This window comes from Tessaracoccus palaemonis (genome assembly GCF_019316905.1).
Lineage (GTDB): Bacteria > Actinomycetota > Actinomycetes > Propionibacteriales > Propionibacteriaceae > Arachnia > Arachnia palaemonis.
In genome coordinates, this window is record NZ_CP079216.1 from 2,566,035 (window position 1) to 2,579,800 (window position 13,766).

Sequence of the window (13,766 nt, forward strand, 5' to 3'; positions counted from 1 at the left end):
GGGTAGTATCAAGCTGAGCTTGTAGCTAGCTAGGCTAGCGAAATGGAGAAGATCAGTTCCCCCCCTGGTGCCGATGAGGTGGTCGTGCTCCTCCACGAGGACGGGCAGCCGAGCGGGACAGCACTCAAGAGCGAAGTCCACGACACTTCGACGCCTTTGCATCTGGCCTTCTCCTGCTACCTCCTCGATCCTCAGGGCAGAGTGCTGGTCACCCGCAGGGCGCTGACGAAGAGGACCTGGCCGGGGGTCTGGACGAACAGCTTCTGCGGCCATCCCGCACCTGGCGAGTCCCTGACCGACGCCTTGGCGCGACGGGCCCGCGAGGAGCTCGGAGCCGAGGTCGAAGATCCCCGGCTTGCCCTGCCGGACTTCCGTTACCGCGCGGTCGACGCAACAGGGATCGTCGAGAACGAGATCTGCCCGGTGTTCGTGGCCCGTCTCACCTCGCCGCTCTCCCCCCAGCCGGCAGAGGTGATGGACATCGCCTGGGTGGCCCCGCTGGACCTGGCGGCGGCGGTCGACGCCGCGGGCTTCGCTTTCAGCCCATGGCTCCGGCTGCAGCTTCCCCCTCTCGTGGCCCGTGGTTCGCTGCTCCCGAGGTCCGAGACGTGAGCGCCCTGGCCCGCGAAGAGGCGCTCACGACGAGACAGGCCGTCGGGGAGCGTCTCGAGGCCTTCTTCGACGCCCGCTCGCGGCATGCCGGCGCCTACGACCGCCACTTCCGGCAGCTGTGGGACCTGGCCTACGAATGTGCCTTCGGCGGCAAGCTCGTCAGGCCGGTGCTGCTGATCGACATGTACGACGCGCTCTCCAACACACCGGATCCGGATGTGCACGAGAAGCTCCTGGACCTGGGGGCCGCCGTCGAGCTGCTGCACTTCGCGTTCCTGCTCCACGACGACGTCATCGACGGCGACGTGCAGCGCCGCGGACGCCCCAACCTGGTGGGCTCCCTCCTGGCCGACGCGCCCCCGGGCGTCGATCCGGAGGCCGCGGCCCACTGGGCCCGCAGCGGGGCGATCCTGATGGGCGACCTGGTCCTGGCCGGCATGCACCAGCTCGTGGCCCGCGTCGACCTGCCCCTCGCCCAGCGCTCCCGAGTGCTCGACCTGATCGACTTCACCATCACGGAGACCGTCGCCGGCGAGTACGCCGACGTGTCGATGGGCGACGGGATCCTCTCCGGCGCGCTGCCCCGGGTGCTCAGCACCACTCTGCGGAAGACGGCGACCTACACCTTCGAGCTGCCGTTGCGCGTCGCGGCGACGATGGCGGGGGCGTCCACGGCGACGGAGGAGACTCTGGCCGCGGTCGGCAGGCAGCTCGGGCTGGCCTTCCAGCTGCAGGACGACCTGCTCTCGACCTTCGGGATAGCCCGCGAGCACGGCAAGGACCGCTACTCCGACCTCCGAGAGGGAAAGCAGACCGCGATCATCGCGTTCGCCCGCCACACCGACGCCTGGCAGCGCCTCGAGCCGCTGCTCGGGAACCCTGACCTGTCACCGGCCCAGGGCGCCCTGGCCTCGCACCTGCTGTCCGAGTGCGGGGCGCGGGCCTTCGTCGAGCAGCTCGTGGACGAGCGTTACACCGAGGTCGGCACCTTGTTGAGCGACGGGCCGGTCCCGCCGCGCGCGGCGGACCTGATCCGCTCGCTGGCAGGGCAGCTCAGGGATCGCCGGTCATGAGCGCCGGCGCACTGCAGCGGTACACGGAGACGGCCGAACGCGCCGCGGCGGAGGTCATCGACAGCTACTCGACCTCGTTCACTCTGGCGACGCGGCTCCTCGGCGCCCGGCACCGTCGTCACATCCGCAACATCTACGCGCTCGTGCGGGTGGCGGACGAGCTGGTCGACGGGGTGACCGCGGAGGCCGACCTCGACCCCGCCCAGCAGGCCGCGGCCCTCGACCGGCTGATCGACGAGACGCGCAGCGCGCTGCTCACGGGCTACAGCAGCGACCTCGTGGTGCACGCCTTCGCCTCGACGGCACACGAGTGCGGGATCGACTGGCCGCTCGTCGACCCGTTCTTCGCGTCGATGCGCTCGGATCTCGTCACGGCGGGGGCGAGCGTCGGCTACGACGACGCCGCCCATGCCGAGTACGTGCACGGCTCGGCCGAGGTCGTCGGGCTGATGTGTCTGCGGGTCTTCACGCGGTCCTCGGCGCTCAGCCCCGACGAGGTCGCCCGGCTGGACGCCGGTGCGAGCGCGCTCGGCGCCGCCTTCCAGAACGTGAACTTCCTGCGCGACCTCGCCGACGACACCGGCCGCCTCGGCCGGAACTACCTCGCGGACGCTCCGCGGCTGACCCAGGCCGACGTCGACCGGTGGGTCGCCACGATCCGCGGCGAGCTGGCGACCGCGGCCGCCGTCATCCCCGCGCTGCCCCGCGACGCGCGGGCCGCCGTCCGCGCGGCCGCCTACCTGTTCGCGGCGCTGACCGACCGGGTCGAGGCAGCCGGCGTCGAGCGCCTCTACCGCTCCCGCGTGCGCGTGCCCGGCCCGCTCAAGGCGTGGCTCGCCGCGAGGGCCTGGCTCAGGACCCGGCTGGAGCCCGGGCGGTGACCCGCACCGTCGTCATCGGGGCGGGGGTCGCGGGCCTGGCCACCGCCGCCCTGCTCGCCGCCGAGGGACACGACGTGGAGGTGCTGGAGCGGGGCCACGAGGTCGGCGGCCGCGCGGGCTCGCTGACCCGCGATGGGTTCCGCTTCGACACCGGCCCGTCCTGGTTCCTCATGCCGGAGGTGTTCGACCGCTTCTTCGCGCTGCTGGGCACCTCGACCGAGGAGCAGCTCGACCTGTGCCTCCTCGACCCCGGCTACCGCATCTTCCCTGAGCCCGGCGGCGGCGAGCCGTTCACCGTGCCGCTCGGCGAGCAGCGGGTGCTCGAGGCCTTCGAGGCGCGGTCCCCCGGCTCGGCCGAGGAGCTGCGCCGCTACCTCGTCTCCGCCCGGGAGGCGTCCGCGCTGGCCACCGACCACTTCCTCTACAACCCCTTCACCGATCCGACGACGCTGACGCACCGCGACATACTGCGCCGGGCGCCTCGCCTTGCGAGGCTGCTCGCCACCAGCCTGGAGTCCTTCGTCGCGGCGCGCTTCCGGGACCCCGTGCTCCGGCAGGCGCTCGGCTACCCGGCGGTATTCCTCGGCACCAGCCCAGCCGACGCACCGGCGATCTACCACCTGATGAGCGCCCTCGACCTCGGCGACGGCGTCGCCTACCCCATGGGCGGCTTCCACGAGCTCGTCAACCGGCTCCACGACCTGGCCGTCGGGGCCGGGGCGCGGATCACCACCGGCGCCGAGGTGACGCACATCGAGACCATGACGGGCGGACGCCGGCACCGGGCGCAGGCCGTCACCTGGCGTGACACCGACGGGGCACCTCGCCGGAGCGCGACGGACGTCGTCGTCTCCGCCGCCGACCTGCACCACACGGAGACCCGCCTGCTCGACCCGGCCGCCCGCTCCTACCCGGAGTCCTGGTGGCGGCGGCGCACCAGCGGCCCCGGCGCGGTGCTCGTCCTGCTGGGCGTCGAGGGCCAGCTGCCCCAGCTGCCGCACCACAGCCTGTTCTTCGCCCGCGACTGGGGAACCAACTTCGACGCCATCTTCGGTCGCTCGCCGCATGTGCCGGATCCCGCGTCGATGTACGTGTGTCGGCCGAGCGCCACCGACCCGGGCGTCGCCCCGCCCGGCCACGAGAACCTGTTCGTCCTGGTCCCGGTGCCCGCCGACGTGACGCTTGGCCACGGCGGCCCCGACGGCACCGGCAGCCCCGCCGTCGAGGCCACGGCCAACGCCGCCATCGCGCGGATCGCGGAGTGGGCGGGGATCGACGACCTCGCCGACCGCATCGTCTTGCGTCACACGATCGGGCCGGGCGACTTCGCGGACAGCTACAACTCGTGGATGGGCGGCATGCTCGGCCCGGCCCATATCCTCAGCCAGAGCGCCATGTTCCGGGCCGGGAACCGGTCGAAGCGCGTGGAGAACCTGTTCTACGCCGGCGGCACGACCAGTCCCGGCGTCGGGGTGCCGATGTGCCTGATCAGCGCCGAGCTCGTGCTCAAGCACCTGCGCGGGGACCGCACCGCCGGGCCCCTGCCGCGCCCGACGGGCGTCCGAGCATGACCGGCACCTCCGTCTGGACGGCGACCACGATGAGGGCAGCCCGCCAGGTACTGCGCGGCCCTGTGACGCAGGCGGGTTTCACCGCCGAGTACATCCCGCGCGGCTTCCTGCGACACCATCCCGTGCTCATCTCCGACGGCGACACGCACGACGACCAGCGCAGGGCGCTGGGGCGGCTGTTCACGCGCGACGTCGTGCGCGCACGGTACGAGAGCCATATGCGCGACGCCGTCGCCCGCTGGCTCGACGACGTCCCCGCGGGCGCTGTCGTCCGGGCGGACCGGCTCGCGCTGCACTACGCCGTCGACGTGACCCGACGGGTCGTCGGGCTGACGGAGTCGTCGGTGACGGGGATGTCGAGGCGGCTGGAGGCCTTCTTCCGGCAGCCACCGCTCGACATGACCCGCGACGACCTCGGCCGCACCCGACGCCAGTGGGCGCAGGCTGCGCTCAACGGGCTGGTCCCGATCGCGGTGTTCCAGGTCGCCGATGTCGCCCCCGCCGTCCGGGCGCGACGCCGGACGCCGCGCGAAGACGTCGTCAGCCACCTGATCGAGCGCGGCTACACCGACGCCGACATCCTCGTCGAGTGCGTCACCTACGGGACGGCCGGCATGGTCACAACGCGCGAGTTCATCGCGTTGGCCCTGTGGCGGCTGCTCGACGACCCCGGCCTCCGGCAGCGCTACGACGACGCCGACCGGGCCGGGCGACTGGCCCTGCTGTACGCGATCATCCGCGATGAGCCCGTCGTCGCGCACCTGTACCGGCGGGTCAGGGAACCGGTCACCGTCGACCGTGCCGGCGAGCTAGCGCCCGGGACGCTGGTCGATATCGACGTGACCGCGGCGAACGCCGACGACGCGGAACGGACTGCCGGGGAGGCCGGGCTGAGCTTCGGCGCCGGGCCCCACCGCTGCCCCGGGCAGCACCTGGCGATGATGGAGACCGAGGTCCTGCTGACGGCCCTCCTGCGGCGCAACCCCGTCGCCGTGACCGCGCCGCGGATCCTGTGGCACGACCTGGTCGCCGGCTACCAGGTGCGCGAGTTCGACGTCCGGCTGGAGGCCTGAGGGCACCTCGACTCGTTCGCCGGCGATCCGCCCTGGGGCGTTGGCCACCTGAGTGCCCGGCCGGCTCCACTCCTGGTTCTGTCGGAGGCTTCGCCTAGTCTCTACCCGTGGCGAAGAACCAGGACTCCTACCAGTGCACCGAGTGCGGCTGGACCAGCACGCGCTGGGTCGGCCGCTGCGGCGAGTGCCAGGCGTGGGGAACGGTCGTCGAGCGGGGCGCGCCGAAGCTGAAGTCGGTCGCGTCGTCGACGCCGACGGATCGGGCGATGCCCATCTCGCAGGTGCCGTCGGACTCCGCCCGGCGCAAGCCCACCACCATCGCGGAACTCGACCGCGTGCTGGGCGGAGGTCTGGTGCCCGGCGCCGTGGTGCTGCTCGCAGGCGAGCCCGGCGTCGGCAAGTCGACGCTGCTGCTGGACGTCGCCGCGAAGTGGGCCCGAACAGGAGCGACGACGCTCTACATCTCGGGCGAGGAATCGGCCTCACAGGTGAAGTTGCGGGCCGAGCGCACCGGGACGGTAGCCGACACCCTCTACCTGGCCTCCGAGAACGACCTCGGCACCGTGCTCGGGCACATCGAGCAGGTGCACCCCACACTGCTCGTGCTGGACTCCGTGCAGACCATCACCACCGCCGAGGCCGATGGCGCAGCCGGCGGCCCGACGCAGGTCAAGGAGATCACGGGCGCACTGGCCAGGATCGCCAAGCGGGAGTCGATGGCGGTCATCATCGTCGGACACGTCACCAAGGACGGCGGCATCGCAGGCCCCCGCACGCTGGAGCACCTGGTCGATGTGGTCCTGGGCTTCGACGGGGACCGGCACTCCGGGTTCCGCATGGTGCGGGCAACCAAGAACCGGTTCGGCCCGGCCGATGAGGTCGGCTGCTTCGAGATGAGCGAGACGGGCATCGTCGAGGTGACCGACCCCTCCGGCCTGTTCATGACCTCACACGCCGACCCCACCCCCGGCACGTGCGTCACCGTCACCCTCCAGGGGCGGCGTCCCCTGCTGGCCGAGATCCAGGCCCTGGCCACCGACGCCGCCGGGAACCCGCGGCGCGCGACGCACGGGCTCGAGGGCTCCCGCATCGCGATGGTGATGGCCGTGCTCGATCGTGGGCTCGGGCTGAAACTGTCCTCGAAGGATGTCTACGCATCGACGGTCGGCGGGGCCAAGGTCGCCGACCCCTCTGCGGATCTGGCCGCCGCCGTCGCCATCGCCTCAGCGTGCACGGGAGTGCCCCCTCTCGAGCGGACCGTCGCCCTGGGAGAGGTGGGTCTCGCCGGCGATCTGCGCCGCGTCCCCGGCGTGGAGCGCCGCCTGGTCGAGGCCGCCCGGCTGGGCTTCCAGTTGGCCATCATCCCCTCCGGATCACGCGATGTGACCCAGAAGGTGCCGGCCCTCGGCCGGATGCGGGTGGTGGAGGTGCCGACGCTGGCCGAGGCGCTCACACGCATCGGTCTGGCGGGATGACCGAGGGCGGGTTCCTGCGGATCGGCGAGCTGGCTCGCCGCGCCGGCCTCACGCAGCGCACGCTGCGCCACTACGACGCCATCGGCCTGCTCAGGCCCAGCGGGCGCAGCTGGGCCGACTACCGCCTCTACTCGCGCGCCGACGTCGGCCGGCTGCTGGCCATCTCGCAGCTCAAGTCGCTCGGGCTGTCGCTGGCGGAGATCGGGAGGGCCCTCGACGAGGGGACCGAGCCCGCCGAGCTGCTGGCCCGGCACGCTGAGCTGCTGGAGCGGCGCATCGCCGCGGAGCAGGAGTTGCTCGCCCGGCTGCGGTTCCTGCAACGCACCGACGACGCCGACTGGGACGAGGTCCTGGAGTCGATCGAGCTCGCGGAGCGCCTGCACCACCCGGACGCCGCGGTGCGGTTCGGGGCGGCGCTCGACGGCTCGGGCCGCGCGCCCGTCGACGAGCTGATCGCACTGCTGACGGACAAGGATCCGTCGGTCCGCGAGGGCGCCACGTGGGCGCTGACGCATCGGGACGGAGTGCTGCCGCTGCTGGTCCGCGAGCTGGGATCGGGGACGGCGGAGGCACGGCACGCGCTGGCCCACGTCCTCGGCAAACTGCGCGATCCGGCTGGGACGCCTCAGCTGGTCGGCCTGCTCTCCGACGCGGACGAGCGCACCGCCGCCAAGGCGGCCTTCAGCCTGGCACAGCTCGGCGGCCCCGACGCGGTGACCGCCCTGGTAGGCGCGCTGGGCGACGACCGGCAGCGCGTGCGCGACGAGGCGACGCTGGCCGTCGCCCGTGTGGCGGGGGCCCGCGCCGCCCTTGAAAGTGCGACGCGGGACGGCCACGCGCTGGTGAGGGAGCACGCCGCGGAGGCCCTCGGCATCCTGGGTGACCCGGCCTCCGTGCCCACGCTCGCCGTCGCGCTGCGCGACGACTCACCCGCGGTGCGTTTCGCCGCCCTGGTTGCCCTGGGCGACCTGCCGGGGGACGACGCCGGGCGCGCCATCGAGGGAGCTGTGGACTCCCCCGACGAACGCGCCCGAACTCTGGCTCTCAGGCTGCTTGCCGACCGTCAGGCCTGAACGCGGCCCGCGAGCAGCCGCGTCGCGACCTGCGCGGTGAGCGCATCCGCGCCGCCGGCCAGACGGCCGAGGGCCTCGCCGGCGGCGCCACCCAGCTGACCGAGCGCAGAGACGGCGGCCAGCCGCACGGTCGGATCGTCGTCGCCGGCGGCGCGCTCGAGAGCATCGGCGGCCGGGTCGGCCTCGGGTGCCCCCAGGTGACCGAGCGCCTCAGCGGCGTGCTCACGCGCGGCGGGGCTGCCGTCGGTCAGCGCCGAGGTCAGCGGCGCGACCGAGGCCGCGCCGATCGCGGCGAAGGCATTGCTCAGCGCGTCGCGCTGCAGCAGCTCCCCGTCGCCCAGCCGCGCGACGAGCGCGGTCAGCGCCCGCGTGCCGCCGGTGTTGGCCGCGGCGCGGTACGCCTTGATGGCCACGTCCGCATCCTCGTCAGCCACGAGCGGCACGACCGCGTCGAAGTCGGCGGGGTCTGCCACCTTGCTCAGGATGTGGGCGGCGGTGCGGCGGCGGGCCGGGTCGTCGTCGGTGAGCATCTGGGCGAGATCGCCGCGGGCCGCCTCGGCGTGCTGCACCAGGGCCCAGGTGATGTCCTCGATGACGTGGGGGTCGTACTCGACGCGCAGCTGCGCCAGCAGCACGGGGACGACGGAGTCGTCACGGCTGGCGCCCAGCGCGAGCGCAGCCTGCCGACGGGTGGAGCCCTCGGGGTTGCGGAGGGCGGTGAACATGGTCTCCAGCGTGGTGTTCGTCATGTCCTCGACGGTAAACCTTGACGTCGCGTCAGGGTCAACCGCGGACGGGTCCGCCGAGAGCGAACCCGGCTGAGGCCCGTCCCTCTAGACTGGGCGGCGATCCACCAGGAGGTCAGGTGCCCAAACCGACGATCCGCCGCTACCTGAAGCTGCTCGCGCCCGGCACACCCCTGCGCGCGGGCGTCGACCGCATCCTGCACGGGCGCACAGGCGCGCTCATCGTGCTGGGGAACAACCAGAAGGTGCAGCAGGTCTCCTCCGGCGGCTTCAAGATCGGCGTCGAGTGCACGGAGCAGGCCCTGCGCGAGCTGGCGAAGCTCGACGGCGCGATCATCCTGTCCAACGATCTGAGCACCATCGTCGCGGCCGGCGTGCACCTCGTCCCGGCGGGCGACCTGCCGACAGCCGAGACCGGAACCCGCCACCGCTCCGCCGACCGCACGGCCCAGGCCGCGGGGGTCCCTGTCGTGACGGTCTCCGCGTCCATGGCGACGGTCTCGGTGTTCCTCGACGGCCGGCGCCACCTCGTCGAGAGCGTCACGCAGGTCATCAGCCGCGCGAACCAGGCCCTAGCGACGCTGTCGCGGGTCTCCAGCCGCCTGACCGACCAGCTCGACCAGTTCACTCTGCTCGAGATCGGCGAGCAGGTCACGCTGCGCGACCTCACCCACGTGATCCACCGCCTGGAACTGACCCGTCGGCTGTCCGCCGAGGTGGACTTCCTCGTCGAACTGCTCGGCGTCGAGGGCCGGATGGTCGCGCTGCAGCACTCCGAGCTCGCCAACACCTTCGTGGGGGCCGCCGACCTGCTCGCCGAGGACTACGCGCAGAACCTGTCCGACCCGTCGCAGTTCGACCTGTCGAAACTCGCGAACTTCTCCTCCGAGGAGCTGTTCTCCGGCCAGCTCGTCGCCGAGCGCCTCGGCTTCGGGCAGGGCGCGAACCTGGAGCAGGGACTCGAGAGCCGAGGGGTGAGACTGTTGACGGATGTAGGCCGCCTCCCCTCCCACCTCGTGTCGAAGCTGGTGGACCGCTACTCGCTGCAGGAGCTGTTCGGCGCCTCCGTGGCCGTGCTGATGGAGATCGACGGCGTCGGCCCGATGCGCGCCCGCCAGATCCGCGACGCCCTGCTGCGGATCTCCGAGGGGTCCTGACCGCCGGTCGGGCGGCCCGCGTGGCCCGGTGGCTTCGTCGTCCCCGACGCCACCCTTACGTGCAGACGCCACCCGTCTCGACACATGCCACCGCCATGGCGGTGGCATGTGCGAACAAGGGTGGCGTCCGTCGGTAAGGGTGGCGTCCGTCGGTAAGGGTGGCGCCTGCGAGTTGGGGTGGTCCGATGGGTCCGGTCCGGTGGGTCCGGTCTGGTAGGTACGGTCCGGTGGGTCCGGTCCGGTGGGTACGGTCCGGAGGGTCCGGTCCGGTGGGTTCGGGCGACCCCGCGCCATGGGCTAGGGTTGCGTCAGACACACAGGGGAGCGCCACCAGGGCGCTGAGAGTGCGGAGAACCGCAGACCCTCCAACCTGATCCGGTTAGCACCGGCGTAGGGAGTGAGATTCTCCTCGGCACGCGCCGAGCCTCCTTGAAATGAGGAGATGTCATGAAGTCACCCATCCGACTGCTCGCGGCCGGCCTAGCCGTCACCGCCCTGGCGGCCTGCGGCTCCACGGGCACACAGGCCACCACGAGCCCGACCCCCACCGAGACCGACACGCTCACGGTCGTCACGCACGACTCGTTCGTGCTGCCCCAGGAGCTGCTCGACCAGTTCGCCGAGGAGACGGGCTACACCGTCACCTACGTGGCGCCCGGCGACGCGGGAACGCTCGTCAACCAGCTCATCCTGACGAAGGACTCGCCGCTGGGCGACGTCGTCTTCGGCATCGACAACGCGATGGCCTCCCGCGCTTCCCGCGAGGGCGTGCTCGCCGACTACACCTCCGCTGCCGCCGCAGGCATCGACGCGCAGCTCGCCGCCGACCAGTTGACGCCCGTCGACTACGGCGACGTGTGCATCAACGCCGACAGCGCCTGGTTCGACAAGCACGACCTTGAGGTGCCCGCGACGCTCGACGACCTGGCGAGGCCCGAGTACAAGGACCTCCTCGTGGTCTCGTCGCCGGCGACCAGCTCGCCGGGGCTGTCGTTCCTGCTCGCCACCGTCGGCGCGAAGGGCGACGGCTGGCTCGACTACTGGCAGAGCCTCAAGGACAACGGGCTGAAGGTCGTCGCCGGCTGGACCGACGCCTACTACACCGACTTCTCGGGCGCCGACGGCAAGGGCGACCGCCCGCTGGTGCTCAGCTACTCCACCTCCCCCGCGTTCACGCTCGACGGCGACACATCGACGACCGAGGCCCTGCTGGACACCTGCTTCAGGCAGGTCGAGTACGCCGGCGTGATCGCCGGCGCGCAGAACCCCGTCGGGGCGGGCAAGTTCATCGACTTCCTCCTCTCCGACGAGGTGCAGTCAGTGATCCCGGAGAACATGTACATGTACCCGGCCGTCACCGACACCGAGCTGCCCGCCGACTGGCAGAAGTTCGCGCCGCTGGCCGAGACCCCCATCGAGGTGGCCCCAGCCGACATCGACGCGAACCGCGAGGCCTGGATCAGCCAGTGGAGCGAGGCCATCGGGTGACACGACTCGCCTGGCGCGCGGCATGGGTGGCGGCCGCCGCCATCCCGGCCGCGTTCCTCGCGGTCTTCTTCGCCTGGCCCGCGGGCGCCCTGATCCTGCGCGGCTTCCACGACGGCGACGCCTGGACGCTCGCCGGGTTCGAGGCTGTGTTCTCGTCGGCACGGACGTGGCGCGCGCTGGGCTTCACGCTCGCCTCCGCCACCGCCACGACGCTGCTGTGCCTCGTGCTCGGGCTCCCCGGCGCCCACGCCCTGTACCGCTGCAGCTTCCCCGGCCGGGGCTTTCTGCGCGCCGCGGTGGCCGTCCCGTTCGTGCTCCCGACCGTCGCCGTCGGCGTGGCGTTCGGGGCGCTCCTGAGGCCGGACGGGCTGCTCGGTTTCCTCGGCCTCGACGGGTCCGCGGTCTCCATCGTCGCCGCCATGGTGTTCTTCAACTACTCGGTGGTCGTCCGCACCGTCGGCACCATGTGGGCCCGGCTCGACCCGCGCCTCGCGCAGGCTGGCACGACGCTCGGCGCGGCGCCGCTGCGCGTCTTCGCGACCGTCACGCTGCCCGCCCTGGCGCCGGCCGTGCTGTCCGCCGCGTCGCTGGTGTTCCTGTTCAGCTCGTCGAGCTACGGCATCGTGATGGTGCTGGGCCAGACGCGCTTCCACACCATCGAGACCGAGATCTGGTACCTCACCACCGCGCTTCTCGACCTCCGCGGGGCCGCGGCCCTGTCCGTGACGCAGCTCGTGATCGTGGCCGCCGCGCTCTGGCTCAGTGGGCGCGCACAGTCGTCGCTGACGCGGGCGCTGCGCCTGCAGCCCGACGTCGCGTCGTCCCGGCCGCTGCGGTGGCGCCGCGACGGCGCGGCGCTGGTCACGACGCTGGCCGTGGCGGTCCTCCTCCTCGGCCTTCCACTGATCGGCCTGGCCTGGCGCTCGCTGCACCGCGACGGCGTCCTCACCCTGGCCAACTACACCGGGCTCGCCAGCTCCGAGCTGCCCGGCATCAGCGTGCTGGACGCGCTGGGCACGTCGCTGACCACCGCCCTGGCCGCGACCGCCATCGCCGTCCCGCTTGGCGTGCTGGTCGCGCTGGTCGCCTCCCGGCGGCCTCGCGTGCGGTCGGGCCGCCGGGCGCTGGCCGTCCTCGAGGGCGCCTACCTGCTGCCGCTGGGCGTCTCGGCAGTGACCGTCGGCTTCGGCTACCTCATCACCCTGAACCGCCCGCCGCTCGACCTGCGCTCCAGCCTCGTCCTGATCCCGATCGCCCAGGCCGTCGTGGCGCTGCCGCTCGTGGTCCGCAGCCTGCTGCCCACGCTCCGCGCGATCGATCCCCGGCAGCTGGAGGCCGCCGCCGTGCTGGGCTCGACCCCCTTCGACGTGCTGCGCCGGGTCGAGCTGCCGCACCTGGCCCGCGGGCTGGGGCTGGCCGTCGGCTTCGCGTTCGCCACCTCACTCGGCGAGTTCGGCGCCACGTCGTTCCTGGCCAGGCCGGACCGGCCGACGCTGCCGGTGCTGGTGTTCCGGCTGTTCGGCAGGCCCGGTGCCGAGTCCTACGGGCAGGCGCTGGCGGCCTCGGTGATGCTGGCAGGATTGGCGGGAATCACGATGGCGCTGGCCGAGCGGCTGCGCCCGAGGGAGGTTGCGACGTGGTAGCAGGACTCGAGGTCTCCGGCGCGAGCGTCAGCTACGGTGCCACGCTCGCCGTCGACGACGTGAGCCTCACCGTCAGCCCCGGCGAGGTCGTCGCGCTGCTCGGGCCGTCGGGCTCCGGCAAGTCCACTCTGCTGCGCGCCGTCGCCGGGCTCGAGCCCCTGACCTCCGGGACGGTGTCGTGGGACGGCGAGGACCTGGTCGGCGTCAAGGTCCACAAACGCGGCTTCGGGCTCGTCTTCCAGGACGGCCAGCTGTTCCCCACCATGACGGTCGAGCGCAACATCGCCTACGGGCTCAGCGCCCTGCCGAAGGCCACCCGCAGGCAGCGCGTCGCCGAGCTGCTGGACCTCGTCGGCCTCGCGGGCTACGGTTCCCGGAGGCCGACGGAGCTCTCGGGCGGCCAGGCGCAGCGGGTGGCGCTGGCCCGGTCGCTTGCCCCCTCCCCCCGGGCCCTGCTGCTCGACGAACCCCTTTCGGCGCTCGACACCGGGCTGCGCCGCCGCCTGTCCGACGACCTCTCGCGCATCCTCCGGGCGACCGGCACCACGGCCCTCTACGTCACGCACGACCACCAGGAGGCCTTCACGGTCGCGGACCGCGTCGCAGTGCTCGACCACGGCCGGTTGCTCCAGCTCGACGGCCCCGAGGCCCTCCGGCACGCCCCGGCGACCCGCGAGGTCGCGGCCTTCCTCGGCGCCACCGCGTTCCTGACCCAGGCCCAGGCTGAAGCCCTCGGCTGGACTGGCACGCTCGCCGTGGGCGAGATGCTGGGTGTGCTGCCCAGCTCGCTGGTGCTTGACGCGCACGGCGCCCAGCTGGTCGTGACCGACCAGGGCTACACTCCCGAGGACGTCGCCGTCGGGGTCCGGCTGCCCGATGGACAGCGCGCCGTCGTCTCCTCGCCGGAGCGGGTCGAGTCCGCCACCGTCGGGGTCCGCCTCGTCGGAGGCGCCGTGGTTCCCGCCTGACCGATT

12 protein-coding genes and 1 riboswitch are annotated in these 13,766 nt (G+C 72.6%); of the genes, 11 read left to right on the forward strand and 1 reads right to left on the reverse strand.

What is annotated here, in order from left to right; translation table 11 throughout:
* Positions 1–42: 42 nt before the first annotated feature.
* From idi to KDB89_RS11740, 7 genes are all read left to right on the forward strand, one after another.
* On the forward strand, positions 43–612 hold the full coding sequence (idi, locus tag KDB89_RS11710) for an isopentenyl-diphosphate Delta-isomerase (protein WP_219081242.1): 570 nt from the start codon (positions 43–45) through the stop codon (positions 610–612).
* Positions 609–1,685, forward strand: coding sequence for a polyprenyl synthetase family protein (locus KDB89_RS11715; RefSeq protein ID WP_219081244.1), 1,077 nt, complete (start codon positions 609–611; stop codon positions 1,683–1,685). Before idi ends, KDB89_RS11715 begins: the two co-directional genes overlap by 4 nt.
* Positions 1,682–2,566 (forward strand): phytoene/squalene synthase family protein, encoded by an 885-nt coding sequence (locus tag KDB89_RS11720; RefSeq protein WP_219081246.1) that lies wholly within the window; start codon positions 1,682–1,684, stop codon positions 2,564–2,566. Before KDB89_RS11715 ends, KDB89_RS11720 begins: the two co-directional genes overlap by 4 nt.
* Positions 2,563–4,137 carry a phytoene desaturase family protein gene (crtI, locus tag KDB89_RS11725; RefSeq protein WP_219081248.1) on the forward strand — a complete coding sequence of 525 codons (1,575 nt, stop codon included), beginning with the start codon at positions 2,563–2,565 and terminating at the stop codon, positions 4,135–4,137. The genes KDB89_RS11720 and crtI overlap by 4 nt, the downstream gene beginning before the upstream one ends.
* The gene (locus KDB89_RS11730) at positions 4,134–5,210 is read left to right on the forward strand and encodes a cytochrome P450 (RefSeq protein ID WP_219081250.1); all 1,077 of its coding nucleotides are present in this window, start codon (positions 4,134–4,136) and stop codon (positions 5,208–5,210) included. The genes crtI and KDB89_RS11730 overlap by 4 nt, the downstream gene beginning before the upstream one ends.
* A gap of 107 nt (positions 5,211–5,317) precedes the next feature.
* On the forward strand, positions 5,318–6,685 hold the full coding sequence (radA, locus tag KDB89_RS11735; protein ID WP_219081252.1) for a DNA repair protein RadA: 1,368 nt from the start codon (positions 5,318–5,320) through the stop codon (positions 6,683–6,685).
* Entirely contained in the window at positions 6,682–7,758 is a 1,077-nt protein-coding gene (locus KDB89_RS11740) for a HEAT repeat domain-containing protein (RefSeq protein ID WP_219081254.1), read from the forward strand. Before radA ends, KDB89_RS11740 begins: the two co-directional genes overlap by 4 nt.
* Here KDB89_RS11740 and KDB89_RS11745 read toward each other — a convergent pair.
* Positions 7,749–8,507 (reverse strand): HEAT repeat domain-containing protein, encoded by a 759-nt coding sequence (locus tag KDB89_RS11745; RefSeq protein WP_219081256.1) that lies wholly within the window; start codon positions 8,505–8,507, stop codon positions 7,749–7,751. The two genes, KDB89_RS11740 and KDB89_RS11745, sit on opposite strands and share 10 nt — an antisense overlap.
* A 116-nt stretch (positions 8,508–8,623) precedes the next feature.
* Here KDB89_RS11745 and disA point away from each other — a divergent pair, with 116 nt between their 5' ends.
* The 4 genes from disA to KDB89_RS11765 all read left to right on the forward strand — a co-directional run bounded on the left by disA (position 8,624) and on the right by KDB89_RS11765 (position 13,760).
* A complete protein-coding gene (gene disA / locus KDB89_RS11750) occupies positions 8,624–9,661 on the forward strand; it encodes a DNA integrity scanning diadenylate cyclase DisA (RefSeq protein WP_219081258.1) in 1,038 nt (345 codons plus the stop codon).
* A 308-nt stretch (positions 9,662–9,969) separates the two neighbouring features.
* A riboswitch (TPP riboswitch) is annotated at positions 9,970–10,075 on the forward strand.
* Positions 10,076–10,108: 33 nt separating this feature from the next.
* Entirely contained in the window at positions 10,109–11,149 is a 1,041-nt protein-coding gene (locus KDB89_RS11755) for a thiamine ABC transporter substrate-binding protein (protein WP_219081260.1), read from the forward strand.
* The gene (locus tag KDB89_RS11760; RefSeq protein ID WP_255555914.1) at positions 11,146–12,792 is read left to right on the forward strand and encodes an ABC transporter permease; all 1,647 of its coding nucleotides are present in this window, start codon (positions 11,146–11,148) and stop codon (positions 12,790–12,792) included. Before KDB89_RS11755 ends, KDB89_RS11760 begins: the two co-directional genes overlap by 4 nt.
* Complete coding sequence (locus tag KDB89_RS11765; protein WP_219081264.1) at positions 12,786–13,760, forward strand: ABC transporter ATP-binding protein; 975 nt, start codon at positions 12,786–12,788, stop codon at positions 13,758–13,760. The genes KDB89_RS11760 and KDB89_RS11765 overlap by 7 nt, the downstream gene beginning before the upstream one ends.
* Positions 13,761–13,766: the final 6 nt, after the last annotated feature.

Excerpts from the sequence above, each read along its gene's own strand:
- KDB89_RS11740 (WP_219081254.1), top strand. The coding sequence starts at position 6,682 with ATGACCGAGGGCGGGTTCCTGCGGATCGGCGAGCTGGCTCGCCGCGCC.
- KDB89_RS11745 (WP_219081256.1), bottom strand. The coding sequence starts at position 8,507 with ATGACGAACACCACGCTGGAGACCATGTTCACCGCCCTCCGCAACCCC.
- KDB89_RS11730 (WP_219081250.1), top strand. The coding sequence starts at position 4,134 with ATGACCGGCACCTCCGTCTGGACGGCGACCACGATGAGGGCAGCCCGC.
- KDB89_RS11720 (WP_219081246.1), top strand. The coding sequence starts at position 1,682 with ATGAGCGCCGGCGCACTGCAGCGGTACACGGAGACGGCCGAACGCGCC.
- KDB89_RS11755 (WP_219081260.1), top strand. The coding sequence starts at position 10,109 with ATGAAGTCACCCATCCGACTGCTCGCGGCCGGCCTAGCCGTCACCGCC.
- idi (WP_219081242.1), top strand. The coding sequence starts at position 43 with ATGGAGAAGATCAGTTCCCCCCCTGGTGCCGATGAGGTGGTCGTGCTC.